Origin of the sequence: Acinetobacter sp. D009, from assembly GCF_038562025.1 — a bacterium.
Classification (GTDB): Bacteria; Pseudomonadota; Gammaproteobacteria; order Pseudomonadales; family Moraxellaceae; genus Acinetobacter; species Acinetobacter pittii.
On the sequence record NZ_CP151886.1, the window covers coordinates 1,620,909 to 1,641,642 of the forward strand.

A 20,734-nucleotide genomic window follows, 5' to 3' on the forward strand; every position below is an offset into this window, starting at 1 on the left:
CATTACAGTTTTTTTAAATTGTACTGCTTTGTATCTGGTTTATTCACCTTAGCACAGCTTAAATTATTCGTATAGTAACGGAGTAAATTATGACTAGGTTTATGAATGGCTGGGTGAATGGTTTTATTGGCGTGGCTATTTTTGCTGGGTCGCTACCAGCAACACGCGTAGCCGTAATGGGGTTCGAACCGGGTTTTCTAACTGCGGCACGTGCGGCAATTGCAGGTATTTTAGGTCTTATTCTTATTTTGGTTTTAAAACAAAAGAAACCAGCCAAGCAAGATTGGTGGCCTCTTGCCATCGTCTCTTTAGGCGTGGTGATAGGTTTTCCTCTATTTACAGCGCTTGCCCTCCAATACATGAATGCAGCCCATTCAATCGTTTTTGTTAGCCTTTTACCTCTTGCAACTGCAATATTTGCTGTACTCAGAGGTGGAGAAAAACCGAATCAATTTTTCTGGATATTTGCAATCTTGGGGAGTGCAGTTGTTTTTACTTATATGTTCTTCATTTCTGGTGATACATCACTTGGAATAGGGGACTTTTATATGTTAATGGCGATTATTTTTTGTGGCTTTGGCTATGCAGAAGGCGGTGTACTTTCAAGAAAAATAGGCGGGTGGCAGGTCATTTGTTGGGCGCTTATTTTGTCACTACCTTTTATGCTATTTCTGACTATATTCTATATGCCAGCTTCATTTCAGAGCGTATCTACATCAGCTTTGGTCGGCCTTATTTATGTGTCTTTATTTAGTATGCTGATAGGTTTTTTCTTTTGGTACAAAGGGCTTGCACAAGGAGGAATTGCTGCGATTAGCCAACTACAACTCTTACAACCTTTAATGGGATTAGGTATTGCTGCGGTCTTGTTACACGAACAAGTAAGTTGGTCAATGTTGGTGGTTACAGCAGCAACGATTTTATGCGTCGCTGCCGCTAAAAAATTTACTTAATTTTATAAACAATTTGCTGGTTTAGGGATCCCTGCTAAACGACTTAAATGACGCGCCACTAAACCAGTATTAAATTGTTGCTGTAAAACCGTATTATTAATCTCTGGACTGACCGTTTTCATTAAAAATTTAATGAGAGGACGAGTTGCTGGAGAGTGTCCAAACTGCTGATAAAACTGACGTACAGCCGCTAAAACTTCAAAATGCCAATCGGTGAGTTCAAGATCAAGCGATTTGGCAAGTTCTTGCGCAACTTCAGGATTCCAGATTGTGTAATCAACCAAATGACCATCTTGGTCTAATTCTAAATTCATGAAACCAGCCTAAATATATTATTTAAGAGAAATACAGCGATTAAACGTTAAAACCAGATCAGCAAATTGATCGTAATCTAATACCTTCACCTGAGCTAAAGTATCCGTATCGATTAAATCTTTTTCGATGCTTAAACATGAAACAGATTCAAATGGTTGAATCATTTCAGCAGAAAGGTGTGCAGTTGCATCACCCATAAAAACAATTTGGTCACCTACCTGAAAAAGATTGCGTAATTCATCAATAATTTTCGGCGTAGAATGGTAAGAAGATTGCACAAGATAAAGTGTTGACGGATTCATTAAACTTACACCTTTATCTACCAATATAGAACATGATCAAAAGATTGAATAAACTCAGCATTCAACTGAACGAATTCAATTTCTTGTTCGGTTTTTTGTACAAGAGGATGCTGCTGATTTTTATTTTCAATCAGAATAGGGCACAAGTCGTAGAACTCAAAACTTTCGACCATATTTGAGGCCACTTTGAAAGCCTGACGAAACTGATCAAAGCTCAAATCATTTTGCAAAAGACTAAGAGCAGCATCTTTCAATAATACTTTGACTGGTGAGCCAAAGGTTGCTAAAACCATAGTAGCAGAAAGGCTTTCATTGATTTGAAGACTGGTTAAATTGGCTTGGCTTAAAATGACGAGTACAGATTTCACACAATATACCTTTTAAAAGCAACAATCTAAGCAAACAAAGTAACTTAAAATTGAATAAGACGAGATGCTGACTGTACTGCATCAGCAAGTTCACCTAACCCGACAAGTTCAAAGTCTTTGGCAAGGTTGTGATGAGTAAGGTGATGACGACTGGCATTTTCTGCATCTGTAATACCACGAGCGAGGGCAGCACTCACACAAACAGGAAGACGAATAGCAAGCTTTTGCCATTCATGCGTTAAATTACGCTGGTCGTCAGGAACCCATTGAAAATCATTAGCAACCTGCACGCCATCTTGGTAAAAGAATACACGGAAGTCTTCATTTTTACTTTTGAGTGCCTGAGCAAGTCCTAACGCATGCCAAGCATGAATGGAAGTAGGAGCAGAGGTAATTAGTAGTAATGTACTCATTGAGAATTCACTATGGTCATACGTCTAAATGGGCGTAGATACATTAAGAGAAAGGTAAGTATACAATGATTTTAGTGACAGGTGGTTTAGGCTTTATCGGTTCACACATTGCGTTGAGTCTAATGGCTCAAGGGCAAGAGGTGGTAATCGTCGATAATTTGGCTAATTCAACCTTGCAAACTTTGGAGCGGCTAGAATTTATTTCTGGTATGTACGTTCCATTTGTCAAACTTGATGTACGCAATACACCAGCGCTGAATAAGGTGTTTGAGCAATATTCAATTGATGCAGTTATTCATACTGCCGGATTCAAGTCAATTGAAGAATCTAACCTTAAACCTCTTGAATATTATAATGATAATGTCAGTTGTATCATGAGCTTGCTTCGTGCCATGCAACGTACGGGTGTTCGTCACTTCATTCATCTGTCTAGCCTTGCAGTTTATGGGAAATCTGGCTTGCAATTGAGTGAAACAGAAGAATTTAATTATGCTTATCCTAATCCCTACATTAAGTCTCAACAGATGATTGAAGAAATTATCCGTGATACTTATAAAATTGACCATGAGTGGAAAATTGCAATCTTGCGCTTATCTAATATTGTAGGTGCATTTGAACATGGCGTACTCGGAGAGTATGTCGCTCAGCTCCCTAAAAATATCGTACCGCTCGCAATGCAAGTCGCAGCAATGCAGCGTGATTTGATTGAATTACAAGATCAAGCTGAAACATCAGACCATACGACTGAACGCAGTTTTCTACATGTTTTAGATTTGTGCGAGGCGGTGAGTACGAGTTTACATTGGCTGCGTGATCAAACACATTGTTGCGAAGCATTTAATATTGCCCATGATCAAGTTCATTCAATTCGTCAATTACTCGATGAAATTTCACAAGTCACTCAAGCTGAGATTCCAACACAAACAGCGATTTATAAGCATGTTGAGTTGGATCAAGTTGGGGCTAATATTGAAAAAGCCAAAACATTACTGCAATGGGCACCAAAACGTCCGTTAAAACAAATGATCGAAGATGAATGGCGCTTTTATCAAAATACATTAAATGGAAGATAAGATAATGATTCTTATTTACAATAATGGAATGCTTGAGTACGATATTCAAAATTAACTAGCCAGAGCAAACACTTGCTTCAGCCCGTGAGTTCTTTATTGAGATAACCGAGGTTTCTATGCAAACACGAATTGAACATGACACGATGGGTGAGATTGAAGTTCCAAATGAAGCATTATGGGGAGCACAGACTCAACGCAGCTTACAGAACTTTAAAATTGGGCAAGAACGATTACCTCGTGCCATGATTCGAGCAATGGGTTTGGTCAAAAAGGCTGCTGCAATAACCAATGCTGAACTTGAACAATTACCACAAGACTTGAGCCAATATATTGTGGGTGCAGCTGAAGAAGTAATTGATGGCAAGTGGGATTCACAGTTTCCTTTAGTTGTCTGGCAAACGGGTTCTGGTACGCAAAGTAATATGAACTGTAATGAAGTGATTGCCAATATTGCGAACCAGAAATTAGGGCAAGCGTTAGGTGCACAAAAACCAGTACATCCAAATGATCATGTCAATCGTGCTCAATCAACCAATGACTCATTTCCAACAGCTATTCATGTAGCGGCAAGTTTGCAAATTAATGAATTACTCATCCCTGCGGTCGAGCAGCTTAAAGCGACTTTGCAAAAAAAATCTGATGAGTTCCAAGATATTGTCAAAATTGGCCGTACTCATTTGCAAGATGCTACTCCATTAACTTTAGGTCAAGAATTTAGTGGCTATGTATCACAGCTTGAGCATGGATTGGTTCGACTACAACAAGCTTTGAGTGGCTTATATGAGTTGCCATTAGGTGGCACAGCAGTAGGTACAGGATTAAATGCACATCCTGACTATGCAGTAAAAGCGGCAGCTCAGCTTGCACTACTTACAGGTTTACCTTTTGTAACTGCACCCAATAAATTTGAAGCTCTAGCAGGACGGGACGCCGCTGTTTTTGCATCAGGTGCATTAAAAACTTTGGCTGTAAGCTTAAACAAAATTGCGAATGATATTCGTTGGTTGGCAAGTGGTCCACGTTGTGGTTTCGGTGAAATCCGTATTCCAGAAAATGAACCTGGTTCAAGCATTATGCCGGGGAAAGTAAATCCGACCCAAAGTGAAGCAATGACCATGGTTGTTGCGCAAGTGCTTGGAAATGATACGACCATTAACGTAGCAGGTGCTTCAGGTAACTTTGAATTAAACGTCTTTATGCCAGTGATTGCTTATAACTTATTGCAATCTATTCAGTTACTTGGTGATGCATGTAATAGCTTTAATGATCACTGCGCGGTGGGAATTGAGCCTAATCGCGATAAGATTGATCACTTCTTGCATAATTCTCTGATGCTAGTTACAGCTTTAAATCCAGTAATCGGCTATGAAAATTCTGCAAAAGTTGCAAAGACTGCTTATAAAGAAAATAAAACGTTGAAGCAGGTCGCTGTTGAGCTTGGTTTGGTTACAGCGGAACAATTTGACGAAGTAGTTAAACCTGAAAATATGGTTTCACCAAATAGTAAGTAGTCTCTAACATAGCGATCGATGGTTTTTATCTAGATGTATTGTACGTAATTAATGAGGGTATATATCATTTCGGATAAATATCATGAGTATTTTTATTTATAAGTAGATATCGATTCAATAATTAAATCAAGAGTAAAAAATAATTTAGATAAATTTTGGTTTACCAAATGCCATGATGAAAATGTCCCTACTAAAAGTAACTATTAGTAGGGCTTTTTATTAGAGTTAAATAAATCTTCTATTTAGCTTTATAGTTAACTGCTTTTTTATATTAATAAATATAAAATTACATGTAGTATTATACTTATTACTTTTGATCTATTTTGGATAAGGTATTTTAGAAATAAAATTTTATTTCAATATATTCATTTTTATTATTTGAAATTGTATTAATTTATTGTTTTAATTTTATATTTTTTATGAAATTTGGTGTTGAGCTAATAATGTGGATGGAATTAAATAAATAATTTTTTAAGGTACAAGCCCTGCACATAGCAGGGCATTTTTTAGAATCTTTTCTTTAAGCTTAGTGCTGGTTTTTCTATTAGTTTCCAACTTAAAATAGCTAAAACTATTGTAACTATAAATATTGCAAACATATAGATTGGTTTATATAAGAATCCAATGGCTACAAGAGTATTTACAACAAGCATGTGATAAATATATATACCATAGGAAATGTCATTATGTTTTAATAGCTTATTGCTAAGATTTTTATAAGAAAATGCAAATGATAGGGTAACTAAAGAAAGTAAAAAAGTTGTGATTACTTGAAAGATATTAGTCATCTCATAGGCATGTGTCTCCTTACCTAGATAAACTCCAAATATTAAAAAATAAAGTATATAGATGGTGAACCAAAAAATAAATTTATTTTCAATAAATCTAGATAATTTTGTCCAAAAAATATAGAAAGATGAACCTATTAAAAAATTAAAAAGGTATGGGATAATAGATACAAAACTTATTTTTTTAATAACATTCTCGTTGAGACCAGCAAAATAAAAGTTTGCAATGAGAGAGAGTAAAAAAAGAAAAAATAAAACAATTGCTCCCTTAAGTCTTTTCATAAGAAAAAAGATTATTGGAACAAGAATATAAAATTGAACTTCAACTGTAATGGTCCATAAAGCTCCGTTTGGTGTACCAACGCCCCAAAATTTTAATAGTTCAGGGGTATAAAATTGGAAAATAGTTAATTGACTAATGAGCCATATATAAAAACTTGTGTGTGTAAGAAGTGAAAAGGAAGAGAAAAAAATGAGGAGAAAAACTGTAACGAATAAACATACATAAAGTGCTGGATACAGTCTTAATATTCGATTAGTACTGTACTTTTTAATAACTTGATTACGGTCAAAAGCCCAAAAGATAAGAAATCCACTAACAGTAAAGAATATGGGAACACCTGGAAAATATTGCAAAAATTTATCAAAAAATTCTCGTAATAATAAACCATCTATTTTTAAATGGTTCAGACTATGCATATAGACGACCTGACAGGCTGCGAGGAGTCTGATGAGGTCAAAATTATTGGTCCGAGGAATTGATGCTAGCATATCCATATTAAGTTTTGTTATTGAAATCGCAAGCAATTCTACAGGCATGTTAAACTCTAGTCGTTTGTTTTTTTTATGTTTATGTTTTTGTTTGTATCAAAATATTTTTTATAAAACTTTAAATAGAAATTTTAAAAAATTATAATTAAATAGGAGCAAAATATTATATAACTGCTTTAATAAGAAGTTTGTTAGCTCTTAAAAAGTTTTATTATAATAATCTACAGTATTATACAATACATAAAATATATATATTGCTGAATTCTAATTTATATAATAAAAAGTAAATTGGGCTTGAAATATAGATCTTGATAACTATTGACATGTATTTATCAAGTAACCATATGTGCTGGATTCAGAAAAAGTATTTACTACTTATTCTAGGAGTATAGTAGTAAAACATTGGAATCTATCAAAGTAATTCTATTTTGGGACAGTTCTTTTACTGCTGGTTAAGTAATATCTAAAAAATCTTAAATATGCTGTGCATTCGGTTATCTGTTTGTACAGATAAATCATTAATAAAAGTGTACGCGCTAATATTTATATAAAGCCCTCAAATGAGGGCTCTTTTGGGGTAGGATTTAGCTTTTATCTTGAAATTGGAAAATATCAAAGTAAGCCGTCTATGTATTCCCAACCATGAGATTTCATAGCTTCAAACTTCTTTTTTAGCTCTTCTTTTTCGTACTCATGTATATCGTGTGCTAAAAGAACATGATACGAGTTAGATTCTGGTTCTATAGTCACTTCAATAATCTCTACTGGTTCAATCACTCCACTCTCAGTTAAACCAGAGTCTATAAAACACATTCCTTTTACAGGAATAACAGTACAATCATATTCCTTAGAAATAAAATAATTATTTGCTGAAGCGGAATACGTACGTGATGCTCTAACTTTCATGTGTATCTCCTTCAAGCATAAAAAGGGAATGTTTTAGTCTGGCGTGCTTCCACAGTTATTTCTGTTTAATTTATATAGTGATTTTATTTTTTACTTCAATATTCTAATTATAGATTTTTTATTAGCATAAAATGCTGTTAGTTATAATTTACAAGTAAGGTATTAAAAAACTTATGAATCAAAAGCCAATTTCAGTTGTTTTAATTCCTGGTTATATGCTTGATGAATCTCTCTGGAATGAACTCATAGATGAAATGCCTAAAGAGTGGAATATATCTCGAGCTACTTTAAAACAAGGGCAAACAATCAAAGAAATTGCTCAAAATATTGTTGAACATGCGCCACAAAGCTTTGTACTGATTGGATTCTCACTTGGAGGATATATCGCTAGATCTATAGTGGAGCAATTTCCTGAAAAAGTTAAGGCACTTATTTTAATAGCGTCTTCACTACGCTCAGATACAGAAGAGCAGAAAAATCAAAAGTTAACGGCAATTAAACTTAACTCTGGGAAAAATTTCCATGGGCTAAGCTCAATATCGATTGAAAAAACACTTCATCCATCAAATGTGCAGAATCGTACTCTTGTAAAAAGAATCCAAGAGATGGGGAAAGCTTTAGGTTATGAAGAATTCGTTAAACAATCTATGTTAGATAGAAGCTCTTATGATATGAGTAAAATCACATGTCCAACTTTAATCATTTCTGGCGCTGATGACCAACTGCGCTCTAAGGAAGAAGCTATAGAATTATTAGATCAGTTACCCCATGCAAAGCTTAAGATAATTAATAATACGGGTCATATGATTCCGATTGAACAACCTAAGTCGCTGGCATCAGTGATTTCCATATGGTTAAGTGAAAAGAATTTAGGAGCAAGCTAGAGAGCTTTAAATAACTTAAAAAATAGCTACTTGAGGACTTATGTTTCAGGAGGGTCTAACTTTCGTTTTCTTCGTCAGAATCTTAATAATCCTGAAAACTTGATTGTCGAGTTTGATCTTTTGATGAATGGTTGCATTATCAAGCTGATCCCATAACTCAAATGGGAAAAACTCTGAACTATGATCAAATATCCATAACCATTGGTAGCTATTGTTAAGCGTATTCTTATCAAAACGAACATCTTGGACTTTAATAATCTTAAACTGTTTATGATGTTCGTCTTGAAGAATAATTTCATGATTCTCCATTAGACATCCATACATTAAAGATAATTTTCAATTGTACTAAAATTAATAGTGTCTAATTAACTTGTTAGGTTGGCATTAATTTACAAAAGATTTCGGGTTGTTAAAGTTTGTCATTTTCAAAAAGAAAATAATCTTTACTTTTGAAATACAAGGTTTTAAATAGCTTACATTGTAAGAACAGGGTGTAGATGCCACAATGCACATTGAAATTTATCTTCGAGTATCGCTATGAGTTTAATAGGCTTTATGTATGCAAGTAAAACCAATAGTGAACATAGTCAAATAAAACAAGATTTAATTGATATTCTCACAGAAGCTGTCAAATTCAATTCACATAATGATATTACAGGAGTGCTTTACTATGGTAATGGATACTTCTTGCAGTATTTAGAAGGTGAGAAAGAACAGGTCGAATCGCTATTTTATAAATTAATTTTGAAAGATTCGAGACACCAGAACTGTGAAATCATCTTTTCAGAACCATCCGAACAACGGCTATTTAAACATTGGAGTATGAAATTTGCTCCCATTAACACGAAAATAAAAGAGTTCTTTCATCATCATCATGTTGATGAGTTTAATCCTTATCTGCTTAACACTACATCTATACCGTCTTTTATTGAATTGCTTGTAGATCAACCAAATTATAAAGTTGATCAATATCAAGGTTAATCGAAACCAAGAATTACAACGGATTTTTGATATTCTATTTAAAGTTAAGCTCTCTTCGGAGAGCTTTTTATTACAAAGACTGAAACTTTCACTAATTAATGGCGAATTGGCGTTGAATAAGCCGTCATAATTGTTAAAATGCCCACCTTGTCCTGTTTTTATATTGTTTTCTGTTTTGCATGTATTTCGCAAAGTTAGAGATAAAATTATTAAAAACAGCTGCTTAGTTAAGGATTTTTGAATGCTCTCTATTTATTTAACAGATACCCAACAACACGTGCAATTTAATGATTATCCTAGTGATCAGCCGGTTAAGTTTCTGTTAAATCTTAAAAAGATTTTCCCAAGTACAGCGGATTTATTATTACCAGTTTTACCTGAAGATAATGATCTAGAAAACGTAACGTGGGAATCAACCTCAAAAGATTTTGAAGTTTTTAAAAAACTATTAGCGGGATGGGGTGTTATTGAGCTTCGTTTAAATGCAATTACTGCTTATAAAGATAAAAACTTTGCAAATGAGCTAGTGAAACAAGCACAGGTAAAACGTAAGAAAACAGCGCAAAAAAATCATCAGCTTTCTTTAGTTGCTTTGGATTATATTTTTATGCACGAAGTTCATGCATTGATTGATGCTGAACTGGTCACTATTGGTGAGAAATTCTACTTACCAACCTTGCGTGAGCAATGGAAGGGTACGGTTTCAGACCAAGTTCTCAACGGAAAACTCTAATTTAAGTGCAAAAGGTGGATTTATAAAAATTCACCTTTTTTATTTTCTAATTAAATCAGTGTTTTATAATTTTAAGATTGCTTATACAAAAGTTTACAAGAAAAGAATGCGTTTTTTTCAATGTGGCAGATACATTGCTTATATAAATACAAAATTATTGCGGGAGAGAGGTTCATTAAGAACCCGCCGAAGGAGCAACAAGCCCGGAAACTCTCAGGCAAAAGGACTGTAATAATTAAAAAATCTGGAGAGAAGCTTAGATTTATAAGAATGGAAAACAATAACTTATAAATTATAAACTCACCGAAGGGGAAGATCTAAACGTTAAAAGGTAACGTTGGGGTCGAAACTCTCAGGTACCAATGACAGATGGGCTGTACTGATGAAATGTTTTTGCATTTCTGAGGAGTCTGTTATGCCACATGTTATTGTGATAGGTGCGGGAATCACAGGGGTTACCTCTGCTTATGAATTATCGCAACTGGGTTATCAAGTCACAGTGATTGATCGACATTTATATCCTGCAATGGAAACATCATTTGCCAATGGAGGGCAGTTGTCGGCTTGTAACGCCGAAGTATGGAACCAAAAAGCCACCGTCATTAAAGGCTTTAAATGGATGAGACAAAAAGATGCTCCTCTATTGTTGAACCCTTCCTTTAGTTTGCATAAGTATAGTTGGTTGGTTGAATTTCTATCACATATTAAAAACTATGAAGCAAATACGATCGAGACGGTGCGTTTGGCATTGCTTGCTCGTAAGCGGTTGTTTGAAGTTGCTGAAAAAGAGCAGCTTGAGTTTGATTTGGAGAAACGTGGAATCCTCCATATGTATCACAGTAAGGCTGACTACGAGATTGCTAAACAAGTTAATAACGTATTGAACAAAGGTACATTGGAACGCTATTCGGTTTCACCTGATGAAATGAAAACAATAGAACCATCTTTGACGGGTGACTATTTCGGTGGCTATTACACACCAAGTGATGCGACGGGTGATATTCATAAATATTCAACTTCTTTGGCTGAGAAGACTAAACAATATGGCGTTCAATATAAGTTTGGCCTAGAAGTTATGGATATTAAGTGCAGCGCAGACAAAGTAGTCGTAACTTGTCAGCCAAGTGCTGAGCATCCTTATCTGGTTGAGTCCGATAATATTCAGCTTGAAGGTGATGTACTTGTTGTTTGTGGTGGTGTGGGGAGTTATCAACTTGCCGATATGATTGGTGAGCGAGTAAATGTGTATCCAGTAAAAGGTTATTCAATTACCGTGCAATTAAAAGATGAGCACAGCGTAAACAATGCTCCTTGGGTGAGCTTGCTAGATGAAAGTGCAAAAATTGTGACTTCTCGTTTAGGTAAAGATCGACTGCGTGTGGCAGGGACTGCTGAGTTTAATGGCTATAACCGCGACATACGGGCTGATCGTATTCAACCATTAGTGAATTGGGTTAATCGTAACTTTGATATTTCAACTGAGCATGTGGTGCCTTGGGCAGGGTTAAGACCTATGATGCCGAATATGCTGCCTGTTGTTAAGCAATCTAAACAACCTCGTGTTTTTTATAATACAGGGCATGGGCATTTAGGTTGGACTTTGTCTGCGGCAACCGCAGTTTTAGTCGGTCAGGATATAGCGCAAAAATATCCAGCGTAGAAAGTAAAAAGCCAGTGTTCAAACACTGGCTTTTATTTTAAGCATTAGTCATATAAACGGTAGATTCCGCTAAAACGTTCACAGCCTTTTTGCTGGGTTTTCACATTAAGTAAAGCTTTCTGAAAATTAAACTGATATTTACAGTTGTGCTCATTGTCTAAAATTTCACTTTTTTGTTCAGGTGAACTATACGCCATCAATGAAATCGTTTGAGTTTCTTTGCGGTTATTTGGATTACGGTATGCTATCCCTTCAATCTTAATTTTATCTTTCGCGAGCTGATGGACTTGAATATGCACAGGCTGTGCTGCTAGATGTCCATTCTCAAACTTAAGATAATGCTGGGTAAGCGTTTGCTTAAGCGAAGCATAAAAATTTAGGTCATCAGTACGTAAATCAAACTGTTGTTGAATACATGTATTACTCTTACATTGCTGAGTATGCTTAGACCATAACTTTTGTGTATCCTGTAAAAGCTGTAAGGGGGCATCAGTAACTAAATATGCAGAAAGATATTTATTATTGAGTTCTTTTCTTGATTCACTAAATATTTTTGAGCAGATTTTAAGCTCAGCTCCAGTATTGGAGCAGTCTATTGATTCTGCAAAGACAAAAGTTGAACATAGACAACTCAGTGTCACGACAAAACTTAATCTTTTCAATTGATTCATATCAGTATTAGACAGCATGATCGCTTATACTTTCAGTCTACTTTGCTAGGTGTACTATAGCGAAACAGAACGGCTGAATACAAGATTTCTTAAGTTTTTATGGAAGGTAATAATTTATATGGTTGCTCAGATTCGTATTGGACAAGGAATGGATGTGCATGCCTTTGAAGAGGGGAACTTCGTTACATTGGCGGGTATTCAAATTCCACATACACATGGTTTGAAAGCACATTCTGACGGTGACGTTGTACTTCATGCGCTATGTGATGCTTTATTAGGTGCTTTAGCGCTTGGAGATATTGGACAACATTTTCCTGATACTGACCCGGAATACAAAGGCGCAGATAGCCGAGTATTGTTAAAACATGTTTATCAATTGATCTTAGACCGTGGTTATCAGTTAAATAATGCCGATATTACGGTGGCTTGCGAGCGTCCAAAATTAGCTAAGTATAATCTGGAAATGCGTCAAAGCATTGCTGACGTTCTAAATGTAGATATTAATCAAATTAGCATTAAAGCAACGACAACCGAAAAACTCGGGTTTACCGGTCGTCAAGAAGGAATTTTGGCTACAGCGACGGTTTTAATTTCTCATCACACCAAGTGATCTGCCTGTTGTAAAGACTGTTGAAGTTCTAAAGTTGCCTTACGGCCTTGTAGCTGTAAGGTAATACTATGAATGAGTCCAGTCCAAGTCTCATTAGGTTCCCAAATTTCGTGCAATAAATCCTGAGAAGTCGGCATATCCATATTCATATAAAACTGTCTATAGACATACATCAGGCAACTTACGCGTTTATTTTTGGCGCAATGTATCCAAATAATTTCATTTTGCACTAAATGATCAATCAAATCTAAAACTAATAAGCACTGTTCAGCAGAAGGCATCTCCCAATCAATTGGAATATGAATATAATTTAAACCAAGGTCTAAACAAATACGGTCTTCATTCTCAAGATGATTTGAAGCGTTAGTTAAAGCAAGGTTAATGACTGTGCTGCAACCAAACTCTTTAATCAATTTTAGTTGTTCAGCAGAAGGCTGGGCCGAGCTAAATAAATGTTCATGAATAATCGAAAATGCGGGAATTTGAGATAATGATTGTTCAAGGGTTGTCATGATCGCACTCTACAAGAGTAGGCTTAGCTTATTGTGTAGAATGTTATACACGATTCTAGAGAATAGTTGAAATACAGCCTGCTTATATATTCGGCAACGTTATCAAATTTTTAAAAATAATTAACTGGAAGAGTACAAGTCTTATAAAATAAAAAACAGCATCATTAAGATGCTGTTTTTTTAACTCAAAATTTAAGCTTTTTTTAGATTTTCATTCAATAAAAATTCGACTAAAGCTTTTTGAGCATGGAGACGGTTTTCTGCTTCATCCCATACGACTGCATTTTTATAATCGAGCATGGTTTCAGAAATTTCTTCGCCGCGATGAGCAGGTAAGCAGTGCATGAATAAACAATCTGGGTGAGCAAGGCTCATTAATTTTTCGTTAACCTGAAAATCAGCAAAGGCTTTTTCACGAAGTTTTTGCTCTTCTTCTTGGCCCATACTTGCCCATACATCAGTCACAATAAGGTCAGCATTTACTGCTGCATCTTCTGCATTATCATAAAGCTCAACGCAATGACCAAACTCGGCTAAAAATTCAGGTTTAGGTTCATATCCTTTTGGCGATGCAATTTTGAGTTTGAAACCCATCATGTGTGCAGCTTCAATATATGAATTACACATATTATTACCATCACCAATCCAAGCAACGGTTTTGCCTTCAATGCTGCCGCGGTGTTCAATATAAGTTTGTAAGTCAGCAAGTAACTGGCATGGATGATGATCATCAGTTAGGCCGTTAATTACAGGAACTTTTGAATAAGATGCAAAACGTTCAACAATGTCATGACCGAAAGTACGAATCATCACAATATCAAGCATACTTGAAATTACACGTGCTGAATCTTCGATTGGTTCACCACGGCCTAATTGTGTGTCACGAGGCGATAAAAAAATCGCACTACCGCCAAATTGGTTAATACCTGCTTCAAAAGAGATACGTGTACGCGTACTTGATTTCTCAAAAATCATTCCCAATACTTTACCAACAAAAGGTTGGTAGACCTTATTGTCATGTTGCATTTTTTTAAGCTCGCTTGCGCGTTCTAAAATGCGATTAAGTTCTAGAGTGGATAGATCACGTAAAGTCAGGAAATGTCTTAGAGCCATGTAGCTACTCCATAATAATTGTTTTGAAATATAACAATTATCTGTTGTTGGCTGGGTGGATGTGGGAAAAAAGAAGTCTACTATACTATAAGCATTTTAAAATGCAAAAGAATTAGACTTTATGATGGCCTTTTAAGAAAATATCTACACAATATTCAATATAATCAAAAGCTTCTTTCTCATCTGGAAGAGCTGGCATACCCATAATCATACGCCATTCAATATCTCGTAAAATCCCGAAATACATGAGTGAAGAATAATACGGAGAATTACAGGTAATTTCGCCTGATTTATCCGCAAACTCTAATGCTTGAGTAAGTGTATTTTGTAAATTATGTACCCATTTGTCATATAAGTATTGTATGAGGACAGTGTTACATTCGGTCTGTTCAATAATAAGTCTTAAAAATGCAACATGTTCGGGCTGAATAATATGAATATATACACGATTAAGTGTTTGAATCAGATATTCTCTTAAAGTGCTTTTCTCAGGTTGGAATGGAATGCAAATATCTTTAAAAAACATTTCACGTTTATGATCACAAATAGCAGTAAAAAGTCCTTCCTTATTGCCAAAATATTTATAAATAGAAGCCTTGGAGCCACCAGCATGATTAACAATATCATCGAGAGATACGGCATCATATCCTTTCTCTAGGAACAGCTCGGTCGCGCTTAACAATAGAGCTAAACGACGTTCAATACCGCGGCGTGTTTGAGGCTTCTCACATGCAAGGTGATGTGAATCCAGGACTGAATCATGCATAAAATTTAATAACAACAACTGACTTTGCTTATCTAGTATAGCAAAACTATCTTTAGTGATGGCCATAACCATTTTTTTAGATCATATGCTGAACAGTAAGTGGCTAATTCAAAAAATAAACTAATACAAAATATAAGCTTAGAGTTGGTTGTAGAAGGATTTGATGATGTAACCTTGTGTTTACATTATATTTTAAGAAAAATCTGATTTAAAAATAAAGCGGCTAAGAATGACTTAACCGCTCTCAAGTTAAATAATGAGATTTCTAGGCTTCAGTTTGAGTAACCTTGTGCTCATCTTCTTCGTCATCATCTGCAGAATCCATTCCAAGTTCTTTTAACTTGCGTGTTAAGGTATTGCGACCCCAACCCAATAATTCAGCTGCATGACGTTTGCGTCCACGTGTTTGTTGCAAGGCGGCGTTAATCAACGTGCGTTCAAACATTGGTGTGGCAATATCCAAAATTTTCATTTCACCATTTTTAAGCTTTTGAATAGCCCATTGATTTAGTAGTTCATCCCAATGATGTAGAGAAATACGTTCAAATGAAGGTGCTGGTTGACTAGAATCACTATTCTTTTGCAATGGAACTTGTTTGAGCTCAGAAGGTAAATCTTCCGGATAAACTTCGCGGCCAGTAATCATTACGGTTAGCCAGCGGCAAGTGTTTTCAAGTTGTCGTACGTTACCTGGCCATGGTAACTGTTGCATATAGTCTGTTGTTTCAGTGCGTAGGATTTTTGGACTTACGCCAAGCTCTTTACCTGCACGCGCAAGGAAATGCTGCGCAAGCATTGGAATATCTTCACTACGGTGGGCAAGCTTAGGAATGTGAATACGAATCACATTTAAGCGGTGATATAAGTCTTCACGGAAGCGACCTTCATTTACCAGTTTCTCTAGATCCTGATGCGTTGCCGCAACAATTCGAACATCTACTTTAACGGGAATGTGTCCGCCTACACGATAGAACTCACCGTCAGCGAGTACGCGAAGCAATCGAGTCTGAGTTTCAAATGGCATATCACCAATTTCATCAAGGAACAGTGTTCCGCCATTTGCCTGTTCAAAGCGGCCTTGATGCTGAGTATTTGCCCCTGTGAAAGCGCCTTTTTCATGACCAAATAACTCGGTTTCAATTAAGTCTTTTGGTATCGCAGCCATATTTAAGGCAATAAAAGGCTTGGCACGGCGTGGAGAATGCTTATGTAAAGCATGAGCAACCAATTCTTTACCTGTACCCGATTCACCATTAATTAAAACAGTAATATGAGATTGCGATAAACGGCCGATAGCACGGAAAACCTCCTGCATTGCCGGAGATTCACCAATAATTTCTGTTGATTGAAGAGGTGAGGCTGTTTTTGTAGCTTCTTGCTGTTGTAGTTTATTAATATGCAGGATTGCGCGATTGACTAAAGCTAAAGCTTCATCAATATCAAAAGGCTTTGGTAAATATTCAAACGCGCCTGTTTGATAGCTTGATACAGCAGACTCTAAGTCAGAATGTGCTGTCATAATAATGACAGGTAAATCCGGATGAGTGTTTTTAACTTTAGATAAAAAAGTTAAACCATCAATTCCAGGCATGCGGATGTCAGTTAAGATGACATCGGGAGCATCATGGTGCAAACGTTCAAGCGCAGTTTGAGCTTCTTCAAAATTGGTAACATCAAAACCTTCCTCTTTAAAGGTCTTTTCCAATACCCATCGCATGGCGCGATCATCATCAATAACCCATATTTTATTTCGCGACACGGTCTGACTCCCAAGGTAAATATAAGCTAAAAATTGTTTTTCCAGGAACAGATTGGCATTCAATCATTCCGTTATGTTGATGCATAATATTCTGTGCAATACTCAGGCCAAGCCCAGTACCTTTTGCTCGTCCAGTAACCAATGGATAGAATACTGACTCCAAAATACTTTCAGGAATGCCTGGCCCATTGTCCTCTATGTCGACTCGCACTGTAGATCGATTTAGTACACCGTTAATTGTGACAAGACGTTGTATACGTGTACGTAGAATTAACTCCGGTTCGTGATCTATAAAAAATGCTTTGTTTTCTGTTATGGCTTGAATTGCATTTACACTAATGTTGAGCATGACTTGTATTAACTGATCACGATCGGCATTAACATCGGGTAAAGACAAATCATAATCTCGTATAATTTTAATTTTCTTCTTTGTCTGGTTGGCGATAAGTGAACGCACTCGCTCCAAAGGCTCGTGTACGTTAACATTTTCATAACTTGGGAGTTGTCTAGAACCCAACATAGTATCTGCCAAGTTAGTTAAACGATCTACTTCATTAATAATGACATCTGTAAATTCAGCATAACTCTTATCGTTTAAACTGCGAGCGAGTAATTGAGTTGCTCCACGAATACCTGCCAGTGGGTTCTTAATTTCGTGAGCAACGCCACGTACAAGCTGTCTGGCTACCTGATGTTGTTGTACCAGATTTTCTTCTTTAGAAATCTTTAACATACGATCAATCGGGTTGAGCTCAATTAAGAGTAATGGGTGATAACTTTTACCTGCATTTAATTGAGACACTGTATAATCAACATGAAGGTCTTTAAAGTTGACATTAATAACCGCTTCTCGACGAGTATAAGGTTGACCCGTTTTAATAGTGTTTAATAACGCTTCATGTGTATTAAAAGTATCATCTGGTGCATGAAGTAGATTCAAAACCGGCTGTCCTGAAGCTCGAAGCAAACTAATGTCAAATAGTGCTTCGCAGGCAGAATTTAAGTAAAAAATATTCAAGTTACTATCGATCAATAAAATCGCAGTAGTTAAGTTGTCTACCAATAGGCGATAGTCGATAGGGTTGTGTTGATCCATTAGCGAATCGTTCCTGTCTTAAAATAGCGCAATGGCATCTTCATTGGTTATCGGATTTTCACCGTTATAGAACATGAACGATGCAAAATATACGCCAACTTTGTTTATGGGTTATTTTAAAGTTTTAAAGTATTTAAAAACGCGCTGAAATCGGTCTTTATATCGGTTGATCAAAACTGATGGCTTGAATATAGATAATAACATGATCCAACTTGGTGCAAAGGTGAGTTTTGGTGCAAATGTTGGTCGTATTTTGGTGCATTACACAAAGAGTAGGCTTTCCACCTATGCTTGAGACAAGAAAAGACATACAATACGCGCATTCAAGTGGAGCGCAGATTCATGAAGACCCCCAAAGTCGGTTTTGTTTCTTTAGGTTGTCCTAAGGCATTGGTAGATTCTGAACGAATTTTAACTCAGTTAAAGACTGAAGGTTATCAAGTTGCATCAGATTATGATGGTGCTGATTTAGTTGTTGTTAATACCTGTGGTTTTATCGAATCTGCGGTACAAGAGTCGCTAGATGCAATTGGCGAGGCCATGAGTGAAAATGGTCGAGTAATCGTTACTGGATGCTTAGGTAAAGACGAAGACAAAATTCGTCAAATGCATCCAAATGTTTTAAAGGTTACTGGTGCAGCAGCTTATCAAGATGTAATGGAAGCTGTACATGAATATGTCCCAGCACCACCTAAACACAACCCGTTTGTTGATTTGGTTCCTGAACAAGGAATTCGCTTAACACCAAAACATTATGCCTATTTAAAAATATCTGAAGGATGTAACCACCGTTGTACCTTCTGTATTATCCCAAGTATGCGTGGCGATCTAGTATCGCGTCCAGTTGGAAGTGTACTGGAAGAAGCCGCTGCGCTTAAAAGAGCAGGTGTTAAAGAAATCTTGGTTATTTCCCAAGATACATCAGCTTATGGTGTAGATACCAAGTACAAACTTGATTTCTGGAATGGCCAGCCTGTTAAAACAAAATTCTTTGATATGTGTGAAGCACTAGGCCAACTTGGTATCTGGGTGCGCTTACATTATGTTTATCCATACCCACATGTTGATGCGGTTATTGACTTAATGGCACAAGGTAAAATTCTGCCATATCTTGATATTCCATTCCAACATGCAAGCCCGCGTATTCTTAAGTTAATGAAGCGTCCGGCTCACAGTGAAAATACACTCGAAAAAATTAAATTGTGGCGTGAAAAATGCCCAGATCTTGTGATTCGCTCTACATTTGTAGTGGGTTTCCCAGGCGAAACTGAAGAAGATTTTCAAATATTGCTCGATTGGTTAGTTGAAGCTGAACTTGATCGTGTTGGCTGCTTTACCTACTCACCAGTAGAAGGCGCTACGGCAAATGATTTACCCGATCATGTGCCTGAAGAAATTAAGCAAGAGCGTTACGAGCGCTTTATGCAAGTGCAGCAACAAATTTCTGCTGCTAAGTTGCAAAAACGTATTGGTCAAACGATGACTGTATTAGTCGATAGTTTGGAAGATGAATATCCTGTTGCTGTTGCACGTTCTTATGCCGATGCTCCGGAAATTGACGGTAATGTCTTTGTAGAAGATATCGATAAGAGCACTATTCAACCAGGCGATATGTTGGAAGTCGAAATCACCGATGCGGATGAATACGACTTATTTGCAAAGTTAATTAAAATTAAGTCGGTTTAATCGATAACGATTCAAAAAAGCATTCAGTTTAAGAGGTTTTGGAGCAAACTCATGGCGGAAACAATTAGCCCCCGTTATTCACGCATTTTATTAAAACTATCTGGTGAAGCATTATCAGGTAACAAAGACATGGGTATTGATGCCCAAGTTCTTGATCAAATGTCCCTTTCAATTGCTCACTTAGTTGGCTTAGGCGTGCAAGTGGGTATCGTTGTTGGTGGCGGTAACTTGTATCGTGGTAGTCAGTTGCAAAAGGATGGCTTGGTTGGTCGTGTAACAGGCGATCAAATGGGTATGCTTGCAACTGTGATGAATGGTTTGGCTATGCGTGATGCATTGGTTCGCCGTAATATCAGAACTCGCCTTATGTCTGCATTACCAATTGGTACAGTAGTAGAGTCTTATTCAAGTCGTGATGCTATCCGTCACTTGAGTCAGGGTGAAGTTTGTGTTTTTGTTGCTGGTACAGGAAATCCATTCTTTACGACTGATACGGCAGCTTGCTTACGCGGAATTGAAATTGAAGCAAATTTAATTCTAAAAGCGACCAAAGTAGATGGCGTATATAATAAAGATCCAAGTAAATACGAAGATGCGGTTAAATATGATCATTTAACCTTTGATCAGGTATTGGACGAAAAACTTGGTGTTATGGATTTGACAGCTATTTGTTTATGTCGTGACCATAATGTGCCATTACAAGTTTTTGATATGAATAAATCAGGCGCGCTATTGTCAGTAGTCATGGGCGAAAAAGAAGGTACACGCGTTACTAAATAATGTACGTGTTGACGAAAGCTCTTTATACTAGCGCTAAATTAAATTTGTTAAAACATCCTTGAATAAATAAGTAAGGTAGATCA

The 20,734-nt window shown here is 36.4% G+C and carries 23 protein-coding genes and 1 riboswitch; of the genes, 10 read left to right on the forward strand and 13 right to left on the reverse strand.

Translation table 11 applies throughout. From position 1 onward, the window contains the following. Positions 1–89: 89 nt before the first annotated feature. Entirely contained in the window at positions 90–953 is an 864-nt protein-coding gene (locus tag AAC388_RS07645) for a DMT family transporter (protein WP_174724455.1), read from the forward strand. A 2-nt stretch (positions 954–955) separates the two neighbouring features. Here the strand turns inward: AAC388_RS07645 and AAC388_RS07650 are convergent, their stop codons facing one another. The 4 genes from AAC388_RS07650 to tusD are packed head-to-tail and all read right to left on the reverse strand — an operon-like array spanning position 956 to position 2,351. Then, positions 956–1,267 (reverse strand): TusE/DsrC/DsvC family sulfur relay protein, encoded by a 312-nt coding sequence (locus AAC388_RS07650; protein ID WP_125530250.1) that lies wholly within the window; start codon positions 1,265–1,267, stop codon positions 956–958. An 18-nt stretch (positions 1,268–1,285) separates the two neighbouring features. Next, on the reverse strand, positions 1,286–1,570 hold the full coding sequence (locus AAC388_RS07655) for a hypothetical protein (protein WP_005068868.1): 285 nt from the start codon (positions 1,568–1,570) through the stop codon (positions 1,286–1,288). A 17-nt stretch (positions 1,571–1,587) separates the two neighbouring features. Then, on the reverse strand, positions 1,588–1,938 hold the full coding sequence (locus AAC388_RS07660) for a hypothetical protein (protein ID WP_337078343.1): 351 nt from the start codon (positions 1,936–1,938) through the stop codon (positions 1,588–1,590). Between the two features lie 44 nt (positions 1,939–1,982). After that, positions 1,983–2,351: a sulfurtransferase complex subunit TusD gene (gene tusD / locus AAC388_RS07665; RefSeq protein WP_002115623.1), complete on the reverse strand. Its 369-nt coding sequence runs from the start codon at positions 2,349–2,351 to the stop codon at positions 1,983–1,985. Positions 2,352–2,416: 65 nt separating this feature from the next. Here tusD and galE point away from each other — a divergent pair, with 65 nt between their 5' ends. Further along, positions 2,417–3,424, forward strand: coding sequence for a UDP-glucose 4-epimerase GalE (gene galE, locus AAC388_RS07670; RefSeq protein ID WP_342371444.1), 1,008 nt, complete (start codon positions 2,417–2,419; stop codon positions 3,422–3,424). Between the two features lie 116 nt (positions 3,425–3,540). Continuing rightward, entirely contained in the window at positions 3,541–4,935 is a 1,395-nt protein-coding gene (fumC, locus tag AAC388_RS07675; RefSeq protein WP_206232281.1) for a class II fumarate hydratase, read from the forward strand. A gap of 506 nt (positions 4,936–5,441) precedes the next feature. Here fumC and AAC388_RS07680 read toward each other — a convergent pair. After that, on the reverse strand, positions 5,442–6,542 hold the full coding sequence (locus AAC388_RS07680; RefSeq protein WP_342371445.1) for an acyltransferase: 1,101 nt from the start codon (positions 6,540–6,542) through the stop codon (positions 5,442–5,444). Positions 6,543–7,106: 564 nt separating this feature from the next. Next, positions 7,107–7,400, reverse strand: a complete 294-nt coding sequence (locus tag AAC388_RS07685) for a hypothetical protein (RefSeq protein ID WP_342371446.1) — start codon at positions 7,398–7,400, stop codon at positions 7,107–7,109. Positions 7,401–7,573: 173 nt separating this feature from the next. On the opposite strand from AAC388_RS07685, the gene AAC388_RS07690 reads away from it, so the two are divergent. Continuing rightward, positions 7,574–8,284 (forward strand): alpha/beta hydrolase, encoded by a 711-nt coding sequence (locus AAC388_RS07690; protein ID WP_342371447.1) that lies wholly within the window; start codon positions 7,574–7,576, stop codon positions 8,282–8,284. A gap of 45 nt (positions 8,285–8,329) precedes the next feature. On the opposite strand, the gene AAC388_RS07695 is transcribed toward AAC388_RS07690, so the two are convergent. Continuing rightward, entirely contained in the window at positions 8,330–8,593 is a 264-nt protein-coding gene (locus tag AAC388_RS07695; protein WP_060466279.1) for a hypothetical protein, read from the reverse strand. Between the two features lie 228 nt (positions 8,594–8,821). On the opposite strand from AAC388_RS07695, the gene AAC388_RS07700 reads away from it, so the two are divergent. The 3 genes from AAC388_RS07700 (at position 8,822) to AAC388_RS07710 (ending at position 11,658) form a co-directional block, all read left to right on the forward strand. Next, positions 8,822–9,265 (forward strand): BLUF domain-containing protein, encoded by a 444-nt coding sequence (locus AAC388_RS07700; protein ID WP_032036535.1) that lies wholly within the window; start codon positions 8,822–8,824, stop codon positions 9,263–9,265. 241 nt (positions 9,266–9,506) lie between these two features. Further along, positions 9,507–9,998: a hypothetical protein gene (locus AAC388_RS07705; protein WP_002115670.1), complete on the forward strand. Its 492-nt coding sequence runs from the start codon at positions 9,507–9,509 to the stop codon at positions 9,996–9,998. Between the two features lie 150 nt (positions 9,999–10,148). Continuing rightward, positions 10,149–10,237, forward strand: a riboswitch (glycine riboswitch). 176 nt (positions 10,238–10,413) lie between these two features. Then, positions 10,414–11,658 (forward strand): D-amino acid dehydrogenase, encoded by a 1,245-nt coding sequence (locus tag AAC388_RS07710; RefSeq protein ID WP_017385991.1) that lies wholly within the window; start codon positions 10,414–10,416, stop codon positions 11,656–11,658. A 44-nt stretch (positions 11,659–11,702) separates the two neighbouring features. Here AAC388_RS07710 and AAC388_RS07715 read toward each other — a convergent pair whose 3' ends face one another. After that, complete coding sequence (locus AAC388_RS07715; protein WP_342371448.1) at positions 11,703–12,347, reverse strand: hypothetical protein; 645 nt, start codon at positions 12,345–12,347, stop codon at positions 11,703–11,705. 100 nt (positions 12,348–12,447) lie between these two features. Between AAC388_RS07715 and ispF the strand changes: the two genes are divergently transcribed. Further along, positions 12,448–12,939 carry a 2-C-methyl-D-erythritol 2,4-cyclodiphosphate synthase gene (ispF, locus tag AAC388_RS07720; protein WP_262452364.1) on the forward strand — a complete coding sequence of 164 codons (492 nt, stop codon included), beginning with the start codon at positions 12,448–12,450 and terminating at the stop codon, positions 12,937–12,939. Here the strand turns inward: ispF and AAC388_RS07725 are convergent. The 5 genes from AAC388_RS07725 to glnL all read right to left on the reverse strand — a co-directional run bounded on the left by AAC388_RS07725 (position 12,927) and on the right by glnL (position 18,185). Further along, positions 12,927–13,451, reverse strand: coding sequence for a protein tyrosine phosphatase family protein (locus AAC388_RS07725; RefSeq protein ID WP_019767677.1), 525 nt, complete (start codon positions 13,449–13,451; stop codon positions 12,927–12,929). The genes ispF and AAC388_RS07725 overlap by 13 nt on opposite strands. A 192-nt stretch (positions 13,452–13,643) precedes the next feature. After that, positions 13,644–14,564 carry an ornithine carbamoyltransferase gene (gene argF / locus AAC388_RS07730; RefSeq protein ID WP_005068890.1) on the reverse strand — a complete coding sequence of 307 codons (921 nt, stop codon included), beginning with the start codon at positions 14,562–14,564 and terminating at the stop codon, positions 13,644–13,646. Between the two features lie 112 nt (positions 14,565–14,676). Then, positions 14,677–15,330: a TetR/AcrR family transcriptional regulator gene (locus AAC388_RS07735; protein WP_005803466.1), complete on the reverse strand. Its 654-nt coding sequence runs from the start codon at positions 15,328–15,330 to the stop codon at positions 14,677–14,679. 265 nt (positions 15,331–15,595) lie between these two features. Continuing rightward, the gene (glnG, locus tag AAC388_RS07740; protein ID WP_002115702.1) at positions 15,596–17,089 is read right to left on the reverse strand and encodes a nitrogen regulation protein NR(I); all 1,494 of its coding nucleotides are present in this window, start codon (positions 17,087–17,089) and stop codon (positions 15,596–15,598) included. Continuing rightward, positions 17,076–18,185: a nitrogen regulation protein NR(II) gene (gene glnL / locus AAC388_RS07745; protein ID WP_002115631.1), complete on the reverse strand. Its 1,110-nt coding sequence runs from the start codon at positions 18,183–18,185 to the stop codon at positions 17,076–17,078. Before glnL ends, glnG begins: the two co-directional genes overlap by 14 nt. Before the next feature lie 342 nt (positions 18,186–18,527). On the opposite strand from glnL, the gene rimO reads away from it, so the two are divergent. Next, the gene (rimO, locus tag AAC388_RS07750; RefSeq protein WP_002115588.1) at positions 18,528–19,871 is read left to right on the forward strand and encodes a 30S ribosomal protein S12 methylthiotransferase RimO; all 1,344 of its coding nucleotides are present in this window, start codon (positions 18,528–18,530) and stop codon (positions 19,869–19,871) included. A gap of 51 nt (positions 19,872–19,922) precedes the next feature. Continuing rightward, positions 19,923–20,651, forward strand: coding sequence for a UMP kinase (gene pyrH, locus AAC388_RS07755; protein WP_000852257.1), 729 nt, complete (start codon positions 19,923–19,925; stop codon positions 20,649–20,651). Positions 20,652–20,734: the final 83 nt, after the last annotated feature.

Excerpts from the sequence above, each read along its gene's own strand:
- AAC388_RS07645 (WP_174724455.1), top strand. The coding sequence starts at position 90 with ATGACTAGGTTTATGAATGGCTGGGTGAATGGTTTTATTGGCGTGGCT.
- AAC388_RS07650 (WP_125530250.1), bottom strand. The coding sequence starts at position 1,267 with ATGAATTTAGAATTAGACCAAGATGGTCATTTGGTTGATTACACAATC.
- AAC388_RS07655 (WP_005068868.1), bottom strand. The coding sequence starts at position 1,570 with ATGAATCCGTCAACACTTTATCTTGTGCAATCTTCTTACCATTCTACG.
- tusD (WP_002115623.1), bottom strand. The coding sequence starts at position 2,351 with ATGAGTACATTACTACTAATTACCTCTGCTCCTACTTCCATTCATGCT.
- galE (WP_342371444.1), top strand. The coding sequence starts at position 2,417 with ATGATTTTAGTGACAGGTGGTTTAGGCTTTATCGGTTCACACATTGCG.
- fumC (WP_206232281.1), top strand. The coding sequence starts at position 3,541 with ATGCAAACACGAATTGAACATGACACGATGGGTGAGATTGAAGTTCCA.
- AAC388_RS07680 (WP_342371445.1), bottom strand. The coding sequence starts at position 6,542 with ATGCCTGTAGAATTGCTTGCGATTTCAATAACAAAACTTAATATGGAT.
- AAC388_RS07685 (WP_342371446.1), bottom strand. The coding sequence starts at position 7,400 with ATGAAAGTTAGAGCATCACGTACGTATTCCGCTTCAGCAAATAATTAT.
- AAC388_RS07690 (WP_342371447.1), top strand. The coding sequence starts at position 7,574 with ATGAATCAAAAGCCAATTTCAGTTGTTTTAATTCCTGGTTATATGCTT.
- AAC388_RS07695 (WP_060466279.1), bottom strand. The coding sequence starts at position 8,593 with ATGGAGAATCATGAAATTATTCTTCAAGACGAACATCATAAACAGTTT.
- AAC388_RS07700 (WP_032036535.1), top strand. The coding sequence starts at position 8,822 with ATGAGTTTAATAGGCTTTATGTATGCAAGTAAAACCAATAGTGAACAT.
- AAC388_RS07705 (WP_002115670.1), top strand. The coding sequence starts at position 9,507 with ATGCTCTCTATTTATTTAACAGATACCCAACAACACGTGCAATTTAAT.
- AAC388_RS07710 (WP_017385991.1), top strand. The coding sequence starts at position 10,414 with ATGCCACATGTTATTGTGATAGGTGCGGGAATCACAGGGGTTACCTCT.
- AAC388_RS07715 (WP_342371448.1), bottom strand. The coding sequence starts at position 12,347 with ATGCTGTCTAATACTGATATGAATCAATTGAAAAGATTAAGTTTTGTC.
- ispF (WP_262452364.1), top strand. The coding sequence starts at position 12,448 with ATGGTTGCTCAGATTCGTATTGGACAAGGAATGGATGTGCATGCCTTT.
- AAC388_RS07725 (WP_019767677.1), bottom strand. The coding sequence starts at position 13,451 with ATGACAACCCTTGAACAATCATTATCTCAAATTCCCGCATTTTCGATT.
- argF (WP_005068890.1), bottom strand. The coding sequence starts at position 14,564 with ATGGCTCTAAGACATTTCCTGACTTTACGTGATCTATCCACTCTAGAA.
- AAC388_RS07735 (WP_005803466.1), bottom strand. The coding sequence starts at position 15,330 with ATGCATGATTCAGTCCTGGATTCACATCACCTTGCATGTGAGAAGCCT.
- glnL (WP_002115631.1), bottom strand. The coding sequence starts at position 18,185 with ATGGATCAACACAACCCTATCGACTATCGCCTATTGGTAGACAACTTA.
- rimO (WP_002115588.1), top strand. The coding sequence starts at position 18,528 with ATGAAGACCCCCAAAGTCGGTTTTGTTTCTTTAGGTTGTCCTAAGGCA.
- pyrH (WP_000852257.1), top strand. The coding sequence starts at position 19,923 with ATGGCGGAAACAATTAGCCCCCGTTATTCACGCATTTTATTAAAACTA.